Annotated in this window: 18 protein-coding genes and 1 tRNA gene; 10 read left to right on the top strand and 9 right to left on the bottom strand. The window is 65.8% G+C overall.

The window, feature by feature from the left end; translation table 11 throughout:
• Positions 1–170: 170 nt before the first annotated feature.
• From rpsA to JQK15_RS17875, 3 genes are all read left to right on the top strand, one after another.
• The gene (rpsA, locus tag JQK15_RS17885) at positions 171–1,883 is read left to right on the top strand and encodes a 30S ribosomal protein S1 (protein ID WP_004207674.1); all 1,713 of its coding nucleotides are present in this window, start codon (positions 171–173) and stop codon (positions 1,881–1,883) included.
• 181 nt (positions 1,884–2,064) lie between these two features.
• Positions 2,065–2,355, top strand: a complete 291-nt coding sequence (locus tag JQK15_RS17880) for an integration host factor subunit beta (protein WP_004207675.1) — start codon at positions 2,065–2,067, stop codon at positions 2,353–2,355.
• Between the two features lie 47 nt (positions 2,356–2,402).
• Positions 2,403–2,488 (top strand) — tRNA-Leu (locus tag JQK15_RS17875).
• An 18-nt stretch (positions 2,489–2,506) separates the two neighbouring features.
• Here the strand turns inward: JQK15_RS17875 and JQK15_RS17870 are convergent.
• Positions 2,507–2,806, bottom strand: coding sequence for a hypothetical protein (locus JQK15_RS17870; RefSeq protein WP_237235054.1), 300 nt, complete (start codon positions 2,804–2,806; stop codon positions 2,507–2,509).
• Positions 2,807–2,993: 187 nt separating this feature from the next.
• On the opposite strand from JQK15_RS17870, the gene JQK15_RS17865 reads away from it, so the two are divergent.
• A complete protein-coding gene (locus tag JQK15_RS17865; protein WP_004207677.1) occupies positions 2,994–4,778 on the top strand; it encodes a cation:proton antiporter domain-containing protein in 1,785 nt (594 codons plus the stop codon).
• A 259-nt stretch (positions 4,779–5,037) separates the two neighbouring features.
• Here JQK15_RS17865 and JQK15_RS17860 read toward each other — a convergent pair whose 3' ends face one another.
• From JQK15_RS17860 to JQK15_RS17830, 7 genes are all read right to left on the bottom strand, one after another.
• Positions 5,038–5,979, bottom strand: a complete 942-nt coding sequence (locus JQK15_RS17860) for a glutaminase (protein WP_214866676.1) — start codon at positions 5,977–5,979, stop codon at positions 5,038–5,040.
• A gap of 20 nt (positions 5,980–5,999) precedes the next feature.
• A complete protein-coding gene (locus JQK15_RS17855; protein WP_214866675.1) occupies positions 6,000–6,506 on the bottom strand; it encodes a DUF2306 domain-containing protein in 507 nt (168 codons plus the stop codon).
• Between the two features lie 42 nt (positions 6,507–6,548).
• Positions 6,549–7,139 (bottom strand): nucleoside 2-deoxyribosyltransferase domain-containing protein, encoded by a 591-nt coding sequence (locus JQK15_RS17850; RefSeq protein WP_251007843.1) that lies wholly within the window; start codon positions 7,137–7,139, stop codon positions 6,549–6,551.
• Between the two features lie 4 nt (positions 7,140–7,143).
• Positions 7,144–9,798 carry an alanine--tRNA ligase gene (alaS, locus tag JQK15_RS17845; RefSeq protein WP_214866674.1) on the bottom strand — a complete coding sequence of 885 codons (2,655 nt, stop codon included), beginning with the start codon at positions 9,796–9,798 and terminating at the stop codon, positions 7,144–7,146.
• A 205-nt stretch (positions 9,799–10,003) separates the two neighbouring features.
• A complete protein-coding gene (locus JQK15_RS17840; protein ID WP_214866673.1) occupies positions 10,004–11,263 on the bottom strand; it encodes a M24 family metallopeptidase in 1,260 nt (419 codons plus the stop codon).
• Positions 11,250–11,876, bottom strand: a complete 627-nt coding sequence (locus tag JQK15_RS17835) for a glutathione S-transferase family protein (RefSeq protein WP_214866672.1) — start codon at positions 11,874–11,876, stop codon at positions 11,250–11,252. The genes JQK15_RS17840 and JQK15_RS17835 overlap by 14 nt, the downstream gene beginning before the upstream one ends.
• 65 nt (positions 11,877–11,941) lie before the next feature.
• Entirely contained in the window at positions 11,942–14,056 is a 2,115-nt protein-coding gene (locus JQK15_RS17830) for a malate synthase G (RefSeq protein WP_214866671.1), read from the bottom strand.
• 96 nt (positions 14,057–14,152) lie between these two features.
• On the opposite strand from JQK15_RS17830, the gene JQK15_RS17825 reads away from it, so the two are divergent.
• Genes JQK15_RS17825 through JQK15_RS17815 form a run of 3 tightly spaced genes read left to right on the top strand, consistent with a single transcriptional unit; the run spans position 14,153 to position 18,106 of the window.
• On the top strand, positions 14,153–15,070 hold the full coding sequence (locus tag JQK15_RS17825) for a LysR family transcriptional regulator (RefSeq protein ID WP_214866670.1): 918 nt from the start codon (positions 14,153–14,155) through the stop codon (positions 15,068–15,070).
• 27 nt (positions 15,071–15,097) lie between these two features.
• Positions 15,098–17,365 (top strand): NADP-dependent malic enzyme, encoded by a 2,268-nt coding sequence (locus JQK15_RS17820; RefSeq protein WP_004207688.1) that lies wholly within the window; start codon positions 15,098–15,100, stop codon positions 17,363–17,365.
• A gap of 60 nt (positions 17,366–17,425) precedes the next feature.
• Positions 17,426–18,106, top strand: coding sequence for a L,D-transpeptidase family protein (locus JQK15_RS17815; RefSeq protein WP_214866669.1), 681 nt, complete (start codon positions 17,426–17,428; stop codon positions 18,104–18,106).
• Positions 18,107–18,215: 109 nt separating this feature from the next.
• Here the strand turns inward: JQK15_RS17815 and JQK15_RS17810 are convergent, their stop codons facing one another.
• On the bottom strand, positions 18,216–19,088 hold the full coding sequence (locus JQK15_RS17810; RefSeq protein ID WP_214866668.1) for an EamA family transporter: 873 nt from the start codon (positions 19,086–19,088) through the stop codon (positions 18,216–18,218).
• A gap of 184 nt (positions 19,089–19,272) precedes the next feature.
• Between JQK15_RS17810 and JQK15_RS17805 the strand changes: the two genes are divergently transcribed.
• The 3 genes from JQK15_RS17805 (at position 19,273) to JQK15_RS17795 (ending at position 22,395) form a co-directional block, all read left to right on the top strand.
• Complete coding sequence (locus JQK15_RS17805) at positions 19,273–20,463, top strand: MFS transporter (RefSeq protein WP_214866667.1); 1,191 nt, start codon at positions 19,273–19,275, stop codon at positions 20,461–20,463.
• Between the two features lie 40 nt (positions 20,464–20,503).
• Complete coding sequence (locus JQK15_RS17800; RefSeq protein WP_214866666.1) at positions 20,504–21,640, top strand: aspartyl/asparaginyl beta-hydroxylase domain-containing protein; 1,137 nt, start codon at positions 20,504–20,506, stop codon at positions 21,638–21,640.
• A 95-nt stretch (positions 21,641–21,735) separates the two neighbouring features.
• The gene (locus JQK15_RS17795) at positions 21,736–22,395 is read left to right on the top strand and encodes a YitT family protein (protein ID WP_004207693.1); all 660 of its coding nucleotides are present in this window, start codon (positions 21,736–21,738) and stop codon (positions 22,393–22,395) included.
• Positions 22,396–22,397: the final 2 nt, after the last annotated feature.

Raw genomic sequence — 22,397 nt, 5'->3', positions numbered from 1 at the left:
TGACCCGATAAGGCGCGCGGAAATTCCGGGCGCCCTTTTCGCTTTTCCAGGCTTGGCGTTCCAACGCCCAACCCCTTGGATACGCAGGCGGTATTCGGCCGCATGCGTGGTTTGGCCAAAGACCATCGGACACAACCGATTGGCCAGCAATGATGAGTGAAGGACCAACCATGGCCTCTACGGCATTCCCCTCGCGCGACGATTTCGCCGCGCTTCTCAATGATTCTCTCGGTGGCGAAGACGGCGGCTTTGAAGGCCGCGTCGTAAAGGGCACCGTCACCGGCATCGAAAACGACATGGCGCTGATCGACGTCGGCCTGAAGTCGGAAGGCCGCGTGCCGCTGCGCGAATTCGCCGCTCCCGGCCAGAAGGCTGACCTCAAGGTCGGCGACGAAGTCGAAGTCTATGTCGACCGCGTCGAAAACGCCCATGGCGAAGCCATGCTGTCGCGCGACCGCGCTCGCCGCGAAGCCGCCTGGGACAAGCTCGAAGCCGAGTTCACCGAAAGCGCCCGCGTCGAAGGCGTCATCTTCGGCCGCGTCAAGGGTGGCTTCACCGTCGACCTCGACGGCGCTGTCGCCTTCCTGCCCGGCTCGCAGGTCGACATCCGCCCGGTTCGCGACGTCACCCCGCTCATGGACATCCCGCAGCCCTTCCAGATCCTCAAGATGGATCGCCGTCGTGGCAACATCGTCGTGTCGCGTCGCGCCATCCTGGAAGAAACCCGCGCCGAACAGCGCTCGGGCCTGATCCAGACCCTGGCCGAAGGCCAGATCATCGAAGGCGTCGTCAAGAACATCACCGACTATGGTGCGTTCGTTGACTTGGGCGGCATCGATGGCCTGCTGCACGTCACCGACCTGTCGTACAAGCGCATCAACCACCCGAACGAGATGATCAACATCGGCGACACCGTCCGTGTCCAGATCATCCGCATCAACCGCGAAACCCAGCGCATCAGCCTCGGCATGAAGCAGCTGGAAAATGATCCGTGGGAAGGCGCCGCCGCCAAGTACCCGGTCGGTGCGAAGCTGTCGGGCCGCGTCACGAACATCACCGAATATGGTGCGTTCGTCGAACTGGAGCCGGGCATCGAAGGCCTGGTCCATGTTTCGGAAATGTCCTGGACCAAGAAGAACGTCCACCCCGGCAAGATCGTTTCGACGAGCCAGGAAGTGGAAGTCATCGTTCTCGAAGTCGATCCCGAGAAGCGCCGCATCTCGCTCGGCCTCAAGCAGGCCCAGTCGAACCCGTGGGATTCGTTCGCAGAACGTCACCCAATCGGCTCGACCGTCGAAGGCGAAGTCAAGAACGCGACCGAATTCGGCCTGTTCATCGGCCTGGACGGCGACGTCGACGGCATGGTCCACATGTCGGACATCGCCTGGGGCATCTCGGGCGAAGACGCGCTGGCGCTGCACCGCAAGGGCGAGACGGTTCAGGCCGTCGTTCTCGACATCGACGTCGAGAAGGAGCGCATCAGCCTCGGCATGAAGCAGCTTGAGCGTGGCGGTCCGGCCGCCGGCGGCACCACCGCCGCTGCTGCTGGCCTGAACAAGAACGCGATCGTCACCGTGACCGTTCTGGAAGTTCGCGACGGCGGCCTGGAAGTCCAGGCTGGCGAAGATGGCGCCACCGGCTTCATCAAGCGCAGCGACCTGGGCCGCGACCGCGACGAACAGCGTTCGGAACGCTTCCAGATCGGTCAGAAGTTCGACGCCATGGTGACCGGTTTCGACCGCGCCAAGAAGCCGACCTTCTCGGTCAAGGCGATGCAGATTGCCGAAGAAAAGCAGGCTGTTGCACAGTATGGCTCGTCGGACAGCGGCGCGTCGCTGGGCGACATCCTGGGCGAAGCGCTCAAGGCCAAGAACGAAGGCTAATCCCTTCCTTCCTGCCAACAGGCAAAGAAAAGCCCGCCGGAACCCATGTTCCGGCGGGCTTTTTCATGCCCGCCCGCTACTTCCTTGCCCTATCGAAACGATTTCGTTGCTCCCCGATTGTCAACAGCTTTCCAATTGTTTATAAATGTCGGCAGGGGAAATTAGGGGTGCTGGAGGAACTATGATCCGTTCTGAACTGATCCAGAAACTCGGCGAAGAAAATCCGGGCCTCAGCCTGCAGGAAGTCGAAAGGATCGTCGATCTTTTCTTCCGCGAGATTGTCGATCGCCTGTCGAGTGGCGGCCGGGTCGAACTGCGCGGCTTCGGCGCCTTCACCACCCGCGCACGCGATGCGCGCACCGGCCGCAATCCCCGCACTGGCGAACAGGTGCCGGTCTCGGCCAAGCGCGTGCCCTATTTCAAGCCGGGCAAGGAAATGCGCGAACGGCTGAACGGCAAGGCCGCCGACTGATCAGCCCCTTGACCTGCCGCGCCTGAGCCTTCAGGGGAAGGCGCAGCGCGGACGTGGCGAAATCGGTAGACGCAGCGGACTTAAAATCCGCCTCCCCCTGGGAATATGGGTTCAAGTCCCATCGTCCGCACCAGGCGGCTTTTCTCGACAATCAGAAATCGGCGCTGATCAGCGCCAGGCGATCGAGCGCCAGCATTTCCCGGCGGGTCGGATGTTCGGGATCGTCGGCGCCCAGCCACAGCCTGACCAGTTGCCCCTCCTCCATCCGCGCCAGTTCGGACGCAATCTCGACATCGGCGGTGGGGCTCATGCTGCGGCCGCATGTGCGGGCATTGATCTGCGCCGCAAGGGCGGCATTCTTGCCGGCCAGGGCCTGCTCGACCCTTGCCCAGATCAGGATATCCCCGGCACTGATCGGCGCATCTTGCAGCGGCGCAGCCATCATTCCCATCACCATTCGTCCATAGCAAATCCGACCGCCCTTTTAGCGCCGCCAATTTTGCACCGGGATGTCCGGAAAATTACAGGCCGGTAACGCAAATGTCATATCGTCCCGCTCCGGACTGTGCCCGGCAATTTGCTCGGAATTCTTTTGGCAAAAGGCTGGCATTTCCGTGCGTCACCCGCAATGATGCCTCATGACCGATGCAATCAATCCCCAGAGCTTCAGCGACTCCCTCGTCATCCTGGGTGCAGCGGGCCTGGTCATTCCCGGTTTCGCCCGTTTCCGCATCAGTCCCGTCATCGGTTTCATCCTGGTGGGACTTGCCGTCGGTCCGGCAGGACTTGGCTCGCTGGTCGGCCAATATCCCTGGCTCTATCATGTCACCATCTCCAACCGGGCGGCGATTGAGCCATTTGCCGAACTGGGCGTCATATTATTGCTCTTCTCCATAGGCCTGGAACTGAGCTTCCGGCGATTGTGGAGCATGCGCGCGCAGGTGTTCGGCGTCGGCGCGACCGAATTGCTGGGCAGCGCCGCGCTCATCGCCATGGGCCTCTATCTGTTGGGCCAGCCGACCGCCGGCGCGATCGGCCTCGGCCTTGCCCTTGCCCTGTCCTCCACCGCCGTGGTGCTGCCGATGGTCGGCACCCAGAGCGCGGTCGGCCGCTCCGCCTTCTCGATGCTGCTGTTCGAGGATCTGGCGCTGGTGCCGATCATCTTCATGCTCGGCGCGCTGGCGCCATCGGTCGCGACCAGCCCGGACGCCGCGTGGAACGAACTGGCGACCACCCTGCTCAAGGGCGGCCTCACCATCGCGGTGATGCTGGTCTTCGGCCGCATCTTCCTGCCCCATATCTTCCGTCAGGCGGCACGCACCAAGAGCCCGGAAGTCTTCCTCGCCGCCAGCCTGCTGGTCGTCATCCTCTCCAGCCTTGCCACCTCCATCGCCGGCCTGTCGCCGATCGTCGGCGCCCTGCTCGCGGGCCTGCTGATCGCGGAGACCGACTATCATGGCGAGGTCGAGGTGATGACCGCGCCGTTCAAGGGGCTGGCGCTCGGCGTCTTCCTGATCACCGTGGGCATGAGCCTGGACCTGCGCGTCATCCTCGCCAACTGGCCCAGCCTGCTGCTGGCCGTGCTCGGCGTCGTCGTCGCCAAGACATTGGTCACCGGCCTGCTTCTCTATTTCTCGGGCGTGCGCAAGGGCGTCGCGCTGGAAGTCGGCGTGCTGATGTCCAGCCCGTCGGAAACCACGCTGATCGTGCTGTCGGCGGCGGCGGCGGCGAAGCTGATCCTGCCTTCCACCGCCGCCTTCTGGCAGATCGTCACCGCCATCGGCCTCACCATCACGCCGCTGCTCGCGCGCTTTGGCCATGACATCGCCCAGCGGCTGGAAAATGCCATTGGCGAGGAACGGGTCGAGACCGAACCGGACCAGACCGAGGCGGCCGCCGTCGTCATCGGTTTCGGCCGTGTCGGCCAGATGGTCTGCGACCTGCTCAAGACCCATGGCCAGCGCTTCATCGTCGTCGAATCCGATCCCGACGTCGTCGCCGAGGCCCGGCGCCTGGGCTATCCGATCCTTTTCGGTGACGTCGCGCGGGCGGAGATGCTCGACCGCCTGCGCCTCGGCCATGCCCGCGCGCTCATCCTGACGATGGACGATCCGGTCCTGTCGGTGCGCGTTACCAAGCGGGTGCGTGGATGGGTGCCCGACCTGCCGATCATCGCCCGCGCCCGCGACGCCGACCATGCCGCCCAGCTCTACAAGGCCGGCGCCAGCGATGCCGTGCCCGAAACGCTCGAAAGCTCGCTGCAACTGGCCGAAACCGCGCTGGTCGACCTCGGCGTCGCCATGGGGCCGGTGATCGCCTCGATCCACCAGGCGCGCGAGGATCTGCGCGTCGGTATCAAGGAAGCCGCCCAGCTCCAGTCCGCCCCCCGCCTGCGCCGCCTGCGCCAGGACGAAGTGCCCTGAGGGCATCAGCCTTTCCTATTGCGCTGATCTCTGTTCTATCCTCCGCGATGAAACGCCTGCACGACATCGCCCCATATCGACCGCAACTGTCGCGTCGCTGTCGCCTGGCTGTCGCTTCACTGTCGCGTCGAAGGTGCGTGGCCGTGACCCGATTGTTACGTCACTGTCGCGTCGGTGGCGCGTGGCAGGCGCGTTTCCGGTGCAAATGGCCCAAATCCATGCTGACGACACTATGAACTTCGACTGTCGCGTCGCCGCGTCAGCCCTGATGCACTTCGGGCGGGCTGAACACCGACCAGCCGGTCCGCCGCGCCAGCATCTCCAGCGCTTTGGTGCCAAGCGCACTGTTGCCGCTGGCGTTGAGGCCGGGCGACCAGACTGCGATCGCCGCGCGGCCCGGCACGATCGCCAATATGCCGCCGCCCACGCCCGACTTGCCGGGAATGCCGACCCGGAACGCAAAATCGCCCGACGCATCATAATGGCCGCAGGTCAGCATCAGCGCGTTGATGCGCCGTGCCCGGCTGGGCGACACGACCCGTCCACCCTCGGGATGCCGCCCGTCAAGCATCAGGTAACGGCCCGCCAGCGCCAGTTGCCGGCAGTTCATCTCGATCGCGCATTGATGGAAATAGCTGCCCAGCACCAGATCGACGGGGTGGCGGACATTGTTGAAGGCGCGCATGTAATTGGCCAACGCCATGTTGCGATAGCCGGTCGCTGTTTCCGACGCGGCAACCTCCTCATTGATGCGGATCGCGTCGTCACCAGCCAGATAGCGCACGAAACGCAGCATCTCGCCGATCGCCACGCGCGGCTGATGCCCGCCCAGATTGACGTCGGCGACCACGATCGCCCCGGCATTGATGAAGGGATTGCGCGGGATGCCATGTTCCTGCTCCAGCTGGACGATGGAGTTGAAGGCATTGCCCGACGGCTCACGGCCCACCCGGTCCCACAGCTGGTCGCCGACCTTGCCCAGCGCCAACGTCAGCGCGAACACCTTGGAAATGGACTGGATCGAAAAGCCGGTGTCAGCGTCGCCGCCGGTCAGCAGCCGCCCGTCGGCGGTGGCGATGGCGATCCCGAACTGGCCGGCATCCACCTTCGCCAGTTCGGGAATATAGCTGGCAACAGTGCCCCGCTCCGTCTCTTTGGCCATGGCGGCCACGATATCGTCGATCAACGCTGTCAGATCCATGGCAGCCTCTTAGGCCCGGCTCAGCCAAACAGCCAGTGGCCCAGTATCCGATCGAACGGGAAGGTGAAGAAGCCGGCGATCAGCAGCGCGCCCGTCACCATGCCGCGCACTGACCGACGGTGGCGCTTGAGGTCATGGCGCCGCGCAGACAGCACGATGATCGGCACCTGGATCAGGGTGAAGATCGACAGGATATGGATGATGCTGAACCGGCTGCCCGGCCCGTGCAGCAGGAAACTGTCGAGCGCGGTCAGGAACAGCGCGCCGCTCCACACCCAGCCCAGCCAGCGATGCCGCCCGTCGCCACGCCGCCGCAACAGCATCACCGGCGTCAGCGCCAGCGCGATCAGGATCGTCAGCAGATGGAACCAGACGAGGCCCGGCACCTGCCCCCACTGCCCACGCCCCCGCCCGATCGCGGTCAGCACCACGGCGAGCAGGATGATCGCGGCGACCGCCAGAAACCGCTCGAAACGATCTGGCGCGATACCCTTGGGCTGCGACGATATGCTTGCAATGCTGGCCATATATCCCCCTGCATCGCAACTTGTCAGGCGCGCAGGGGCGGGTCAATCGGCTGCGGACAGCGCCCTGTTGACCGCGCCGATGCGCCGACGGACCACGGCCGTCAGTTCCTCGATCGTCGACACTTGCTCCACGCCATAGCGGGCGGCAGTGATGTCGACATTGCCCTTGCGCCAGAAGCCGTCGGGACAGAGCACGATCAGCTTTCCGCCGCGCGCATGCAGCCCCATTTCCAGCAGGCTGACCGGGCTCTGCGTGCCCGGCGCCAGATAGAGGATGATGATGTCGGCGCTGTCCAGTGCGGCCAGTTCCCATTCCACCTGCTGGCGAAAATGGGGATCGCTCGCTTCGGGCTTCCAGGCCGGGTTCCAGTCCGCCCGGCGCGGGTTCAGGATCGTCACCTTCTCGTCGGCCAGCGCCGCAATCATGTCGCGCTGCCAGTCGGTCGCCTTGCCCATGTCGATGCTGCCGCCCAGGAACAGGCGCGCGCGATCATGCGCGGCCGGCAACGGTTCTGGCGAGGTGATGGTCGCCGCCTCACCCGCCCGCACCGTCATCGGCAGGGCGAGCAGACAGGATGCAAGGATCAGGCGCAGCATCGGGATGAAAGGCGCACCGGCGGCGCGCCTCCCCATCTTGTCAGGCCGGAACGCTGGCGAGCGCGGCCTTGACCGCGTCGATCGCGGCCTGCGCCTTGTCACCATCTGGGCCGCCGCCCTGGGCCATGTCGGCACGGCCGCCGCCGCCCTTGCCGCCCAGCGCCTCGACGCCCGCACGGACCAGATCGACCGCGCTGAAGCTGCCGGTCAGGTCGTCGGTCACGCCCACCGCAATGGTCGCGCGACCATCGACCACGGCCAGCACCGCCGACACGCCGCTGCCGAGCGTCTTCTTGTTGCCGTCGACAATGCCGCGCAGTTCCTTGGGGTCGAGGCCGTCGATCACCTGGCCCAGGAAGTCGACGCTGCCGACCTTCTCGGGACCGGCGACCTTGGCCGAACCGCCACCGCCCAGCGCCAATGCCTTCTTGGCCTCGGCCAGTTCCCGCTCCAGCTTGCGGCTCTGCTCCACCAGCGCGGCGATGCGCGCGGGCACCTCTTCCGGCGTGGTCTTGAGCGCCGCCGCCGTCTGGCGCAGCTTCTCGTCACGCTCGACCAGCCACAGGCGCGCAGCCTCGCCGGTCAGTGCCTCGATCCGGCGCACGCCCGAAGACACGGCGCTTTCCGACACGATCTTGAACAGAGCAATGTCGCCCAGCGCGCGGACATGGGTGCCGCCGCACAGTTCGACCGAATAGCTATGGTCGTCGCCCTTGCCCATCGAGAGAACACGGACTTCATCGCCATATTTCTCACCGAACAGCGCCATCGCGCCGGCGGCGATCGCGTCGTCCGGGGTCATCAGCCGGGTCATGACCTCGTCATTATGACGGATCTGCGCGTTCACGTCGGCCTCGACCTTGGCGATCTGCGCCTGGGTGAGCGCCTCGGGATGCGAGAAGTCGAAGCGCAAGCGGTCGGCCGCGACCATGCTGCCCTTCTGGGTGACATGGCCACCCAGTTCCTTGCGCAGCGCGGCATGGAGCAGGTGGGTGGCGCTGTGATTGGCGCGGATGCGATCGCGGCGTTCGACATCCACCGTCAGGTTGACGGTATCGCCGACCTTGACGCTGCCCGCGCTGATCACCGCCTGATGCGCATGCAGGCGGCCGAGCGGCTTGGACGTATCGGCAACCTCGGCCACCAGGCCGCCCAGCGTGGTGATCGTGCCGGCGTCGCCATTCTGGCCGCCGCTCTCGCCATAGAAGGGCGTCTGGTTGGTGATGATCGTCACCTTGTCGCCGACCGACGCCGCATCGACGCGCGCGCCATCCTTGAGGAGGGCCAGCACTTCGCCCTCGCCCTTGGTCGAGGCATAGCCGATGAACTCGGTGCCGCCGAGCGTTTCGGCGATGTCGTACCAGATCTCGTCCGACGCCTTCTCGCCCGATCCCTTCCAGGCGGCGCGCGCGGCGGCCTTCTGCTCGGCCATGGCGGCGTCGAAGCCGGCGCGGTCGACAGACAGGCCCTGGGTCCGCAGCGCATCCTCGGTCAGGTCATAGGGGAAGCCATAGGTGTCATAGAGCTTGAACGCGGTCTCGCCCGGCAGGGTCGCGCCCTCGGCCAGATCGGCGGTCGCCTCGTCCAGCAGCTTGAGGCCGTTTTCCAGCGTCTTGCGGAAGCGGGTTTCCTCGCGCAGCAGGGTTTCCTCGATCAGCGGCTGGGCGCGGACCAGTTCGGGATAGGCGCCGCCCATTTCCGACACCAGGCTCGACACCAGGCGATACATCAGCGGATCCTTGGCACCGATGATGTGCGCATGGCGCATGGCGCGGCGCATGATCCGGCGCAGCACATAGCCACGGCCCTCGTTCGCCGGCAGCACGCCGTCGGCGATCAGGAAGCTGGTCGAGCGCAGATGGTCGGCGATGACGCGGTGGCTGGCCTGGAACTCGCCATCGGTCGCGGTGCGGGTCAGCGCTCCGCTCTCGGCGATCAGCGCCTTGAACGTGTCGATGTCATAATTGTTATGGACGCCCTGCATCACCGCCGCGATGCGCTCCAGCCCCATGCCGGTGTCGATCGAGGGCTTGGGCAGTTCCGAAACGATCTCGTTGGCTTCCTGCTCATATTGCATGAAGACGAGATTCCAGATCTCGACGAAACGGTCGCCATCCTCTTCCGGCGATCCGGGAGGACCGCCCCAGATATGGTCGCCATGGTCGTAGAAGATTTCCGAACAGGGGCCGCACGGGCCGCTGTCGCCCATCGCCCAGAAATTATCCTTGGTCGGAATGCGGATGATCTTGTGATCGGGCAGGCCCGCGATCTTCTTCCACAGGTCGAACGCCTCGTCGTCCGTGTGATAGACGGTCGTGGTCAGCTTTTCCGCGGGCAGGCCCCATTCCTTGGTCAGCAGGGTCCAGGCATGATGGATCGCCTGTTCCTTGAAATAGTCGCCGAAGCTGAAATTGCCCAGCATTTCAAAGAAGGTGTGGTGGCGCGCGGTATAGCCGACATTGTCCAGATCATTATGCTTGCCGCCGGCGCGGACCGACTTCTGGCTCGACGTCGCGGTCTTGTAGGGGCGCGTTTCCAGACCGGTAAAGACATTCTTGAACGGCACCATGCCGGCGTTCACGAACATCAGCGTCGGGTCGTTGTGCGGCACCAGCGGCGCGGACGGAACGATGGTGTGGCCATTGGCCCCGAAATAATCGAGGAAGCTGCGGCGAATGTCGTTGGTCGAGGTCATGCGCGCGATTTAGTGGGAAGCGGCCCGCCGCACAAGCGGGGGATTTGGTCTATTCCTCCCCGGCACGGGGAGGTGGCCGCGCGAAGCGCCGACGGAGGGGTATCGGCGGGCAGTCGGAGACTGTTAGTCACGCGAAGCGCTCATGGCGCCTGCCCCTCCACCACGCCCTTCCGGGCGCGGTCCCCCTCCCCGTTCCGGGGAGGAATTACCCCATCGGCTCCTCAATCGACACCGGCGGTCTGGAGAACCATTGCGGCCCCTGTGCGGTCATGTGGAAGCAATCTTCCATGCGCACGCCCATCGTGCCGGGCAGGTAGAGGCCCGGTTCGTTGGAGAAGCACATGCCGATGTCCAGCTTGGTCGTCTCGCCATGGACGAGGTTGACCGGCTCATGCCCCTCCATGCCGATGCCATGGCCGGTGCGGTGAGACAGGCCGGGCAGCTTGTAGCCGGGGCCGTAGCCCAGTTTCTCATAATAAGCGCGGACCGCATCGTCGACCGTGCCGGCCGCCACGCCCAGCTTCGCCGCCCGGATCGCGACCTGCTGCCCCTGCGCCACTTCGTCCCACACCTTGCGCTGCTGCGCGGTGGGCGCAGCGCCATAGACGAAGGTGCGGCTGATGTCGGACTGATAATCCTCGACCGTGCAGCCGCAATCCATCAGCACCACCTCGCCCGCGCGCACCGATTGCGGCTTGCCCGAGCCATGCGGATAGGCGGCCGCTTCGCCCAGCAGGATCAGGTTGAACTCACCCTTGCCGCCCAGCGCACTGGTCGCGGCCGTCATCAGCGCGCCGATATCGGCAGGGGTCATGCCCGCCTTCACCTGCGGATAGGTCCAGCGATAGGCGCCCATGGTGACGTCCGCTGCCTTCTGCATCAGCGTGATCTCGGCCGCCGTCTTGCGCATGCGGATGGCCCGCGTCACCGGGTCTTTCACCAGGGTCGCGGCGGGCAGCGCGGCCTTCAGCCCGTCGACCGCGAAATAGCGGACCGTCTCCTCGATGCCGATCCGCCCCTTGTCCAGGCTCCGCGCCTTCAGATAATCGGCGATCGGCGCATAGGGGCTTTCATGTTCCTGCCAGACGCGGACCTCGGCCGGAATGGCGAGCGATTCGTCGATCGAGGGCTTCTCGAAAAAGGGACAGACAACCAGAGGCGTGCCGCTGGCCGGAATGACCAGCGCGGTCAGCCGCTCGGAACGCCACCAGCGGATGCCGCTATAATAAATGAGGCTCGCGCCCGGCTCGACCAGCAGCGCGTCGATGCCCTGCGCCTGCATCATCTTCTGCGCCCGCGCCAGCCGGTCGGCGCGCTCGGCCTTGCCGATCGGGGTGACGTCGCGCGTGATCGACTGAAGCGCCTCGACCGCCTTTTCCTGCGCGAACAGGCGCGGGCTGACCAGCGATGTGGCGACCCCGGCAGCGGCATAGCGAAGCAAGGTGCGGCGATCAGGCGTAAGCATAATGTCCCCCGGTGCGCAGCGCGGCCTGATAGGCGGGCCGCGCCTGTATTCTCTCCAGCCACCCGATCAGATGCGGACGCGATTCGTCAAGCCCGCCGCGTGCCCGCGACGCCTCGATCGGAAAGCTCATCATCATGTCCGCGGCGGAAAAGTCCGGTCCGGCGAAATAGGGCCGGCTTGCCAGTTCGCTTTCCAGCCAGTCGAGATGATCGTCCAGCATCCCCTGAACCGTCGGCCGTGCCGGTCGGCCAAGCATGCCCAGCTTGCCGACCACCAGCAGGGCCAGCAGCGGCGGCATCATCGATCCTTCGGCATAATGGAGAAACTGGCGCCAGCGGATCGCGCCCTCCGCATCGGCAGGCGCGCCGAAGCAACCACCGGCCCGCGCGACCAGATATTCCATGATCGCCCCGGTCTCGATCAGCCGATGGCCATCCACCTCCACCACCGGCGACCGGCCAAGCGGATGAACGGCGCGCAAGGCGGCGGGCGCCCGCATCGTCTTGCGGTCCCGCTCATAGCGGCGCACGTCATAAGGCTCGCCCAGTTCCTCCAGCAGCCACAGGATGCGCTGCGAACGACTATTGTTCAGATGATGGACGATGATGGTCATGGCGCCTCTCCCATGCTGCGACCCGATCAGGGCTAACGCAGCATGGGAAAGAGTGACAGCGAAGTTTACGCTATCTCGAGGACTTCCTCCGCCTTGGCGCGGGCGCGATAGGCGTGCAGCAGCGGCTCGGTATAGCCATTGGGCTGCGCGACGCCCTCGAACACCAGGGCGCGCGCCGCCTGGAAGGCCAGACTCTCGTCCTCGCGCCCGCTCATCGGCTGATAGAGCGGATCGGCTTCATTCTGCGCGTCGACCTTGGCCGCCATGCGGACGAGCGCGGCATCAACTTGGCTCCCCGTGCAGATGCCGTGCAGCAGCCAGTTGGCCATATGCTGCGAGGAAATGCGCAAGGTCGCGCGATCCTCCATCAGGCCGACATCATGGATATCGGGAACCTTGGAACAGCCGACGCCCTGGTCGATCCAGCGGACGACATAGCCCAATATGCCCTGCGCATTATTGTCCAGTTCCTGCGCGATCTCTTCTTCGGAGAAATTGCGGCCGACCGCGACGGGAATGGTCAGCAGCTTGTCGAGCGACGCGATGCCCTCGGCCCCGCGCTCTTCCTGACGGGCGAAGACGTCGATGCGGTGATAATGGGTCGCGTGCAGCGTCGCCGCCGTCGGGGACGGAACCCAGGCGGTGTTGGCGCCGCTCTTGGGATGGCCGATCTTCTGCTCCAGCATGTCGGCCATGCGATCGGGCGCCGCCCACATGCCCTTGCCGATCTGCGCCCGCCCCGACAGGCCGCAGGCAAGGCCGATCTGGACGTTGCGATCTTCATAGGCCGTGATCCAGTCGCTCGCCTTCATCTCGCCCTTGCGGATCATCGGCCCGGCCTGCATCGACGTGTGCATCTCGTCGCCGGTGCGGTCCAGGAAGCCGGTATTGATGAAGACGATCCGATCGCGGACGGCATGGATGCAGGCCGCCAGATTGGCCGATGTGCGCCGCTCCTCATCCATCACGCCGACCTTGATCGTGTGGCGCGCCATGCCCAGCATATCCTCGATCGCGTCGAACAGGCGGTTGGTGAAGGCCGCTTCCTGCGGCCCGTGCATCTTGGGCTTGACGATATAGACGCTGCCCGCCCGGCTGTTGCCATCCGCCTTTGCCAGATCGTGCAGCGCAATTAGGCTGGTGACGATGCCGTCGACGATCCCCTCGGGCGCGTCCTGCCCATCGGGCAGCGCGATCGCCGGCGTGGTCATCAGATGACCGACATTGCGGACGAACAACAGGCTGCGGCCCGGCAGCGTGAAGGCGCTGCCATCGGGCGCAACATAAGCGCGATCGGGATTGAGCGCGCGGGTCATCTGCCGCCCGCCCTTCTCGAACGTCTCGGTCAGGTCGCCCTGCATCAGCCCCAGCCAGTTGGCATAGGCGGCAACCTTGTCCACCGCATCGACCGCCGCGACCGAATCTTCCAGGTCGCAGATGGTGGTCAGCGCGGATTCCAGGATGACGTCGGATATGCCGGCCGGATCGGTTGCGCCGATCGGATGGGCCGGGTCGAAGACGACCTCGATATGCAGGCCATTATGGCGGAACAACCTGCCCTTCGCACTCGTGCCGACAAACTGCGCCGGATCGGCCAGGATGATTTCCTCGCCCGCCAGATCGGCCCAGCTTCCCGTTGCCAGCGGAACGGCATCGTCCAGAAACGCCTTGGCCCAGGCGATGACCTGCGCCCCGCGCGCCGCGTCATAGCCCTTGCCCGAAGCCGCGCCCGCAATGGCATCCGTGCCATAGAGCGCATCATACAGGCTGCCCCAGCGCGCATTGGCGGCGTTGAGCAGGAAACGGGCGTTGAGGATCGGGACGACCAGCTGCGGCCCGGCCATGCGGGCGACTTCGGCATCGACATTCCCGCTGCCGATCTCGAACGGCGCGGGTTCCTCGACCAGATAGCCGATCTCGCGCAGGAAGGCCTGATAGGCGGCGGCATTATGCGCCTGTCCCCGGCGCACCTGATGCCAGGCATCGATCTGCGTCTGCAGGTCGTCGCGCGTGCGCAGCAGCGCCGCATTGTCGGGGGTGAAGCGCGCCAATATGTCGGCAGTGCCCGCCCAGAAGGCGTCGGCATCAATGCCCGTGCCCGGCAGCGCGCGCTGTTCGATGAAGTCGGCCAGCGTTTGCGCAACCTTCAGGCCGGCGCGGTCCGTCATACGGTCGGTCATGCAATCCACTCCTTGCTATGCCGTCCTTTTACGCCTTTCCAATTATGCCGTGTAGACGCTATTATTCGAATAGAGACTTTCCTGTGGTGAACGAATATGATGGACCCGGACCATGAATTGTTCGTGAGCATCGTCGATGAAGGCGGGCTGGCGGCCGCCGGACGGCGGCTCCACATCTCGCCCGCGATGATGTCCAAGCGGCTGGCCCGGCTGGAGGACAGGCTGGGCGCCCGGCTGATCCACCGCACCACCCGCCGGCTGGCGCTGACCCCGGCGGGCGAGCGGCTCCATGGCGACCTGCGCGCGATCCTCGCCTCCCTCGACGAAGCCGAACGGCGGGTGTCGGGCGTGTCGGCGATTGCGTCCGGCCCGCTGCGAATCACCGCCCCGACCTCCTTTGGCCGCATGCATCTTGCCCCCTATCTCCAGCCTTTCCTGGACGATCATCCGCGCGTCGACCTGCGGCTCGACCTGTCGGACGACTATGTCGACCTGATCGAAAGCCGGGCGGACCTGGCCATCCGCATCGCCGCCGATCCGGGTGCCGGCCTCACCGCCCGGCGGCTGGCGCCCAATCGCCGCATCCTGTGCGCCGCGCCCGCCTATCTTGAGCGCTTCGGCACGCCGCGCCGCATCGCCGACCTCAAGCAGCACCGCCTGCTCGCCGCCGACGGCCAGCTACCCTGGCGGCTGATCGGTCCCAAGGGGCCGGTCGCGATCGATGGCCACAGCCATATCCGCACCAACAGCAGCGAAGTCGTGCGCGAACTGGCGCTGTCGGGCAGCGGCATCGCGCTGCGTTCGCTGTGGGACATCAGTGACGCGCTGGCGCAGGGCGATGTGCGCCAGATCCTGCCCGATCATGAAGGGTCGAGCGACGTCGCCCTCTATGCCGTGCAACTGCCACAGGCCAATCCGCCGCTGGCCATCACCGCCTTCGTCGACTTTCTTGCTGCGCAATATGCCCTTGCGCCGCCGTGGGAGTCGCGGACGGACCGCACTGGCTTGCCCTAGCGGAACACAGTCTCTAAGGCGCATCGCATGGACGATAACACCCGCCGCGCCGCCCTAGACTATCACCGCCTTCCCCAGCCCGGTAAGCTCGCGATCGAGCCGACCAAGCGCATGGTGAACCAGCGCGATCTGGCGCTGGCCTATTCGCCGGGGGTGGCCGCCCCTTGCGAGGAGATCGCTGCCGATCCCGCCAAGGCGCTGGATTATACCGCGCGTGGCAATCTGGTCGCGGTCATCTCCAACGGCACCGCCGTCCTCGGCCTCGGCGCGATCGGCGCACTGGCGTCGAAGCCGGTGATGGAAGGCAAGGCTGTCCTCTTCAAGAAATTCGCCGACATCGACGTGTTCGACATCGAAGTCGACACCACCGACACGGACAAGTTCGTCGAAGCCGTCGCCCTGCTGGAGCCGACCTTTGGCGGCATCAATCTGGAAGACATCAAGGCGCCCGAATGTTTCGAGATCGAACGGCGCCTGAAGGAACGGATGAACATTCCGGTCTTCCATGACGATCAGCATGGCACCGCCATCGTCGTCGCCGCGGCCGTGCGCAACGCGCTGGTGCTGCAGGGCAAGACCCTGGCCGATGCAAAGCTCGTCACCTCGGGCGCCGGCGCCGCCGCGCTCGCCTGCGTCGACCTGCTCGTCTCGATGGGCCTGCCGATCGACAATGTGACGATGACCGACAAGGACGGCGTCATCCATTCGGGCCGCGAAGGCATGCTGCCCAACATGGCGCGCTATGCCCGCGACACCAACGCGCGCACCCTGCCCGACGTGCTGCCGGGCGCCAACCTGTTCCTGGGCCTGTCGGCGCCCGGCGTGCTGAAGCCGGAATGGCTGCCGCTGATGGCGCCCAATCCGCTGATCTTCGCGCTTGCCAATCCGGAGCCGGAAATCCGTCCGGAAGCCGCGCGCGAAGTGCGCCCGGACGCGATCATCGCCACCGGCCGGTCGGACTATCCGAACCAGGTCAACAACGTCCTGTGCTTCCCCTATATCTTCCGCGGCGCGCTGGATTGCGGCGCGACCCAGATCAACGAAGCGATGAAGGTCGCCGCGGCCGACGCGATCGCTGCCCTCGCCCGCATGCCCGCGCATGACAGCGTGGCGCAGGCCTATGGCGGTCGCAAGCTGGTGTTCGGCGCCGATTACATCATCCCGACCCCGTTCGATCCGCGCCTGATCGGCGAGATTGCCGGTGCCGTGGCCAAGGCGGCGATGGACAGCGGCGTCGCCACCAAGACGCTGGACCTGGAAGAATATAAGCGCGCCCTGTCGCACCAGAACACCCGCTCGGGCCAGCTGATGCTGCCGGTCTTCCATGCCGCGCGCGGTAGCCAGTGCCGCATCGTCTATGGTGAGGGCGAGGATGAGCGCGTGCTCCGCGCGATCCAGGACGGCCTGGACGAAGGCATCGTCAAGCCGACCATCGTCGCACGCCGCCGCCTGCTGGAACAGAAGCTGGCCGACATGGGCCTGAGCTTCCAGCTCGACCGCGATGTCGAGGTGATCGATCCCGAGACGGATCATGACATCATGCGCGAACTGGTCGAGGCCTATCGCGCCATCGCCGCGCGCAAGGGCGTGCCGCCAGACGAAATCCTGCGCCATGTCTATCGCCGCCCGACCGTCACCGCCGCCATGCTGCTGCGCACCGGCCGGGTCGACGCCGCGTTGGTCGGTGGCCGCTCCGAATATTGGGGCCAGGTCGAACATGTCCTGCGCATCATCGATCGCGCGCCCAACCACAGCCGCATCTACGCGCTGTCGGGCCTGATCCTGGACGCCGGCGCGCTGTTCATCACCGACACCCATATGGTGCCGGACCCGACGCCCGACCAGATTGCAGAAATGACGCTGCTGGCGTCGACCGAGTTGCAGCATTTCGGCCTGAAGCCGCGCGTCGCGCTGCTGTCGCACTCCAATTTCGGTGCCTCGAACAGCCCCAGCGCCCGCAAGATGCGCGCCGCGCTCGACCTGGTCCGCCAGGCCGCGCCGGAGCTGGCGGTCGATGGCGAAATGCACGCCGACGCCGCGCTCAGCCAGGCGCTGCGCGAACGGCTGATCCCCGACTCCCGGTTCGAGGGGCCGGCCAACCTGCTGGTGATGCCGAACCTCGACGCGGCCAATATCACGCTGACGGCGCTCGGCGCCTCGTCCAGCTCGCCCACGGTCGGACCGATGCTGATCGGCACCGCCCAGCCGATCCATGTGCTGACGCCCGGCGTCACCGCGCGCGGCATCCTCAACCTGACCGCCATCGCCGCCGCCGAAGTGGCGCGCGAAGGCTGACCTTAACCTTTGCCGGTTAGGCTGTTAGCTTGACCGGCAAAGGATGAAGCGAGGAAGATCATGGCAGGCGTCATCGGCACATTGGCTCGCAGCCTTGGCCCGAAACTGCTGATCGGCGCCGTCCTGGGCGGCGGCGCGCTGCTGCTGACCGACAAGATCGATCGCAACGCCGGCAACGCGACCCAGGCCAAACCGGCCGAGGCCGCCGTCGCGCCCAAGCCGCTGCCGCTGGTCGAACGGCGCAGCGATCAGGGCATGAAGGTCGATCCCCATGCCCTGGCGGTCAAGCGCGTGCTCAAGATCGAGGGACCTTTCGAACATGGCGACTATGCCTGGGACGAGGAAGGCGCGCCGGCCAAGGGGCCGGTCATCATCACGGTCGACCTGAAAGCCCAGACCCTGTCCGTCTTCCGTGACGGCTATGAAATCGGCGCCGCCGTCATCCTCTATGGCGCGACCGACAAGCAGAGCCCCTTGGGCGCCTTCCCGATCATGCAGAAGGACGCCGACCATTATTCCAGCACCTACAATAACGCGCCCATGCCCTATATGCAGCGGCTGACCAGCGACGGCGTCGCCATCCACGGCAGCGACGTCAAATGGGGCTATGCCACCCATGGCTGCATCGGCGTGCCCAAGGAATTTGCGCAGAAGCTGTTCGGCGTCACCAAGGTCGGCGACATGGTCATCATCACCAACGGCAAGATGCTGGATACCAGCAAGGCCGTCGTCAGCGGCTGACCGGCCCTAGAGCATCGTGCGCAAAAGTGGGAACCGGTTTTGCGCTTAAAACGATGCGACAACAAAAACTTAGAGCGCGCGATCTGCGTCGGATTTAACGCAGCGCGCTCTATTGCGGCGCATCCTCGATCGCCGGCGCATGACGCACCGTCAGCGCGCTACCGCCTGATGCCGCGATGATGCAGAATATCGCCACACCCTGCAGCGCGGTCAGCCGCTCTCCCAGCACGACGAAGCCGGCCAGCGCGCCGATCGCCGGCGCCGCGCTCAGCAACAGGCCGAACACCGGCGCGGGCAGGCGCCGCATCGCCTCCATCTCCAGCGAATAGGGCAAGGCGCTCGACAGCAGGGCGATCGCCAGCCCGACCATCAGCACCCAGGGCGAAAGGAGCGACGCGCCGGCATGGGTCAGCCCGACCGGCAGCACCAGGATCGCCGCCGCCAGCATGCCCCAGGCGACCGCATCGCCGCGCAGCGCGTCCGACACCCGCTTGCCGGTCAAGATATAAAGCGCCCAGCAGGCCGCCGCCCCGACAGCGAAGATGACACCCAAAGGATCAAGCACGGCATCGCTGCGCAGCGGCAAGAGCAGCAGCAGGCCGATCACCGCCGCCCCCAGCCACAGGAAATCACGCGGCCGGCGCGACCCGAACAGCACGATCGCCAGCGGCCCCGTCACCTCGATGGCCATGGCGATGCCCAGCGGGATGCGGGCGAACGCCTGGTAGATGAGCAGGTTCATCAGCGCGAGGGTCGCGCCATAGATCAGCAGCGGCCAGCGCACATCGGCCGGGATCGGCCGCCGCCACGGCCGCCGGAACAGCATCAGCAGGATCGCCGCCAGGAAGATGCGCAGCGCCGCGATGCCATAGGCACCGACGATCGGGAACAGCGTCTTGGCAAAGGCCGCGCCCATGTTCATCGACAGCAGCGAGGCCAGCACGGCGCCAGCCCCCGCCAGCACCGCCCTCTGCCCGTTCATTCCATTCCTGCCCATGCGTGATGAATACCATATACGATTAATTGGAAAAGCGACATTCGATGCCGCGTTGCACCAGATGCGTTGCCAGTTGCAAGAATCTCATACGTATGCAGCCTTGACCATCGCTGTCACTCGGCCCATCTGGCGGACTTCCGTCATTTTGCATTGCAGCATGGAGCTTGTCATGGGCAGCCAGTCCCACAAGGCGCACCCCGCGCTCGTCCTTTTCGCGCTGTCCGTGGGCGCCTTTGCGATCGGCACGACCGAATTCGCCTCCATGAGCCTGCTGCCCTTCTTCGCGCGCGACCTCCACATCGACCTGCCGACCGCCGGCCATGCGATCAGCGCCTATGCGCTGGGCGTGGTGGTCGGCGCGCCGCTGATCGCCGCCTTTGCCGCGCGCCTGCCGCGCCGCACCCTGCTGATCGCGTTGATGGCGATGTTCGCGGTCGGCAACGGCCTGTCGGCGCTGTCGCCCAGCTATCACTGGATGCTGCTGTTCCGCTTCCTTTCGGGCCTGCCCCATGGCGCCTATTTCGGTGTCGCCGCCCTGGTCGCGGCCAGCCTGGTGCCGATCGAGAAGCGCACCCTGGCGATCGCCAAGGTGATGTCGGGCCTCACCATCGCCACGGTATTGGGCGTGCCGGTCGCCAACTGGATGGGCCAGATACTGGGCTGGCGCTCGGGCTTCTTCGTGGTCTGCGCGCTCGCCGTGCTGACCATGAGCCTGGTCGCGCTCTACGCCCCGCGCGACGCCGGCGATCCGAAGGCCAGCCCGATGCGTGAACTGAGCGCGCTCGGCAAGTCGCAGGTCTGGCTGACCCTGCTGACCGGCGCGATCGGCTTTGGCGGCCTGTTCGCGGTCTACACCTATGTCGCCTCGACCATGATCGAGGTGACCCATGTGTCCGAAACCCTGGTGCCGCTGATCCTGATCGTCTTTGGCCTGGGCATGACGATCGGCAATCTCGTCGTTGCCTGGCTGGCCGACCGTGCGCTCAACCGCACCGTCATCGGCATCCTCGTGTGGAGCGCGGTTGCGCTGGCTCTCTTCTCCTTCATGGCCGGCAATATCTGGAGCCTCAGCCTCATCGTTTTCCTGATCGGCATTGGCGGCGGCATGGGCACGCCGTTGCAGGCGCGACTGATGGATGTCGCGGGCGACGCCCAGACGCTGGCCGCCGCACTGCACCACAGCGCCTTCAACATCGCCAATGCGCTCGGCCCCTGGCTCGGCGGCCTGTCGATCGCGGCGGGCTATGGCCTGGTGTCGACCGGCTGGATCGGCTGCGCCTTGTCGCTCGGCGGCCTGGCCATCTATCTGGTCGCCACCGCACGGCGCAGCGCCCAGCCCGCGCTGGTCCCCTGCGAATAAGCCGCTTCCTTCCATCCGTTCCGCTGGCTAAGGCGGGCGGATGACGGATCGGGCACGCGAACAGACTTTGCAGGACGCGGCGATCGCCGCATTGCGCCGCGGCGACGCGGCGGTGGCGCGCGCCACCCTCTCCGAAATGGCCGACCCTCCGGCCATGCTGCTGGCCCAGGCCTGCAACCGGCTGGGCGATCTGGACGGCGAACAGGCCGCGCTCAACCGCATCCTGCAACAGGATATGCGCAACCTGCCCGCCATGCTGGCAATGGGCCAGAATCTGATCCGGCGCGGCGACGAGCGCGGTGCATCGATCTGGTTCCGCGGTGCTCTGGCGCAGGCGGCGGCCACCGGCGCGCCCCCCGCGCTGCAACCGCTGCTGCAACAGGCGCAGGCCAGCATCGCCCAGTCCGGCCGCAAGTTCGAGGATCATCTGAGCGCCGCCATCGCCGACCTGCCCGCCCTGCCCCGGATTGCGCAGGCGACCGACCTGCTGCTGGGCAAGAGCGAACTCTATCTGCAACAACCCAGCATGTTCTATTTCCCCGGCCTGCCGCAGCGCGCCTTTTACGAGCGCGACGAATTTGCCTGGGTGCCGGCGATCGAGGCTGCAACCGACGCCATCATCGCTGAACTGAACGACGTCCGTGCCGGCGCCCCCGATTTCGCGCCCTATGTCCAGACGCCGACCGATCGCCCGGCGCCCAACAACCCGCTGCGCGACGATCCCTCCTGGGGCGCCTATTATTTCTGGCAACAGGGCGAGATCGTGGCGGACCATGCCGCCCGCTGCCCCGCCGTCATGGCCGCGCTCGACCATGCCGATCGCCCGATGATCACCGGCCGCTCTCCGATGGCGCTCTGGTCGCTGCTCAAGCCCGGCACCCATATCCAGCCGCATCATGGCCTGCTCAACACCCGCCTGATCTGTCATCTACCGCTGATCGTGGCCGACAATTGCGCGCTGCGGGTCGGCGCAGAGACGCGCGCCTGGGCGCCGGGCGAAATGCTGATCTTTGACGACAGCATCGAACATGAGGCCTGGAACCGGGGCAATGACACCCGCGTCATCCTGCTGTTCGAAGTCTGGCGCCCGGAAATCAACGCGGAGGAACGGATCGCGCTCACACGCCTGTTCGAAGCGATCGACCGCTTCGGCCCGAAACAGGTGGATGCCGGCTAACCCGCCTCTTTTCAGAACGCCCATCTGCGACTATGGGCGCGGACAAAGACGACAAGAGAGGATGGCACGGGGCGCTCACGCTTTTCGGACATGCCATGACCTCGATCGATCCGACGCCCCCGGCGCCGTCGCCTGCCCTGCCCGTTCCGCCCGCCCATGTCGCGCGGCCGCATAGTCCTGCCGAGGATTTCTATGCGATCGCCATCGGCTGCGCTTTCATCGCCATGGGGCTGATGCTGCTGAAACAGGCAAAGCTGGTGACCGGCGGCATGGCCGGCATCGCGCTGCTGCTGTCCTATCTGATCCATCTGTCGCCCGCGACGCTGTTCCTGCTGATCAACATCCCCTTCTTCCTGTTCGCCGGCCGGGCGATGGGCATGGCCTTCGGCCTGAAGACCCTGTTCGCCAATATCGCGATCATGGGCGTCGGCCTTGCCATGCCCTATGCGATGGAGATCGCCCGGATCAGCCCCTTCTTTGCCGCGCTGTTCGGCGGCTCGATCATCGGCTTCGGCATCCTGGCCATCGCCCGCCATGGCGCGGGCGTGGGCGGCGTCGGCGTGGTCGCGCTGATCCTGCAGAAGTCGCGCGGCTGGAATGCCGGTCGCACCCAGATGGCCTGCGATGTGCTGATCCTGCTCGCCTCGCTGCCGATCCTCAATGCCGAGCGTTTTGGCCTGTCCGTCCTGTCGGCCGCCGCGATCAACGCCGTGCTGTTCGTCAACCACCGCCCCGGCCGCTATATCGGCCATTGATG

This window comes from Sphingobium sp. BHU LFT2 (genome assembly GCF_018604485.1).
In the GTDB taxonomy this organism is placed as follows: domain Bacteria; phylum Pseudomonadota; class Alphaproteobacteria; order Sphingomonadales; family Sphingomonadaceae; genus Sphingobium; species Sphingobium yanoikuyae_A.
This window is presented reverse-complemented; position numbering and strand designations above follow the sequence as displayed.

Coding starts and splice junctions, on each gene's coding strand:
- JQK15_RS17805 (WP_214866667.1), top strand. CDS start 19,273: ATGGGCAGCCAGTCCCACAAGGCGCACCCCGCGCTCGTCCTTTTCGCG.
- rpsA (WP_004207674.1), top strand. CDS start 171: ATGGCCTCTACGGCATTCCCCTCGCGCGACGATTTCGCCGCGCTTCTC.
- JQK15_RS17795 (WP_004207693.1), top strand. CDS start 21,736: ATGACCTCGATCGATCCGACGCCCCCGGCGCCGTCGCCTGCCCTGCCC.
- JQK15_RS17810 (WP_214866668.1), bottom strand. CDS start 19,088: ATGAACGGGCAGAGGGCGGTGCTGGCGGGGGCTGGCGCCGTGCTGGCC.
- JQK15_RS17820 (WP_004207688.1), top strand. CDS start 15,098: ATGGACGATAACACCCGCCGCGCCGCCCTAGACTATCACCGCCTTCCC.
- JQK15_RS17880 (WP_004207675.1), top strand. CDS start 2,065: ATGATCCGTTCTGAACTGATCCAGAAACTCGGCGAAGAAAATCCGGGC.
- JQK15_RS17840 (WP_214866673.1), bottom strand. CDS start 11,263: ATGCTTACGCCTGATCGCCGCACCTTGCTTCGCTATGCCGCTGCCGGG.
- JQK15_RS17860 (WP_214866676.1), bottom strand. CDS start 5,979: ATGGATCTGACAGCGTTGATCGACGATATCGTGGCCGCCATGGCCAAA.
- JQK15_RS17865 (WP_004207677.1), top strand. CDS start 2,994: ATGACCGATGCAATCAATCCCCAGAGCTTCAGCGACTCCCTCGTCATC.
- JQK15_RS17855 (WP_214866675.1), bottom strand. CDS start 6,506: ATGGCCAGCATTGCAAGCATATCGTCGCAGCCCAAGGGTATCGCGCCA.
- JQK15_RS17815 (WP_214866669.1), top strand. CDS start 17,426: ATGGCAGGCGTCATCGGCACATTGGCTCGCAGCCTTGGCCCGAAACTG.
- JQK15_RS17800 (WP_214866666.1), top strand. CDS start 20,504: ATGACGGATCGGGCACGCGAACAGACTTTGCAGGACGCGGCGATCGCC.
- JQK15_RS17835 (WP_214866672.1), bottom strand. CDS start 11,876: ATGACCATCATCGTCCATCATCTGAACAATAGTCGTTCGCAGCGCATC.
- JQK15_RS17830 (WP_214866671.1), bottom strand. CDS start 14,056: ATGACCGACCGTATGACGGACCGCGCCGGCCTGAAGGTTGCGCAAACG.
- JQK15_RS17870 (WP_237235054.1), bottom strand. CDS start 2,806: ATGGGAATGATGGCTGCGCCGCTGCAAGATGCGCCGATCAGTGCCGGG.
- alaS (WP_214866674.1), bottom strand. CDS start 9,798: ATGACCTCGACCAACGACATTCGCCGCAGCTTCCTCGATTATTTCGGG.
- JQK15_RS17825 (WP_214866670.1), top strand. CDS start 14,153: ATGATGGACCCGGACCATGAATTGTTCGTGAGCATCGTCGATGAAGGC.
- JQK15_RS17850 (WP_251007843.1), bottom strand. CDS start 7,139: ATGGGGAGGCGCGCCGCCGGTGCGCCTTTCATCCCGATGCTGCGCCTG.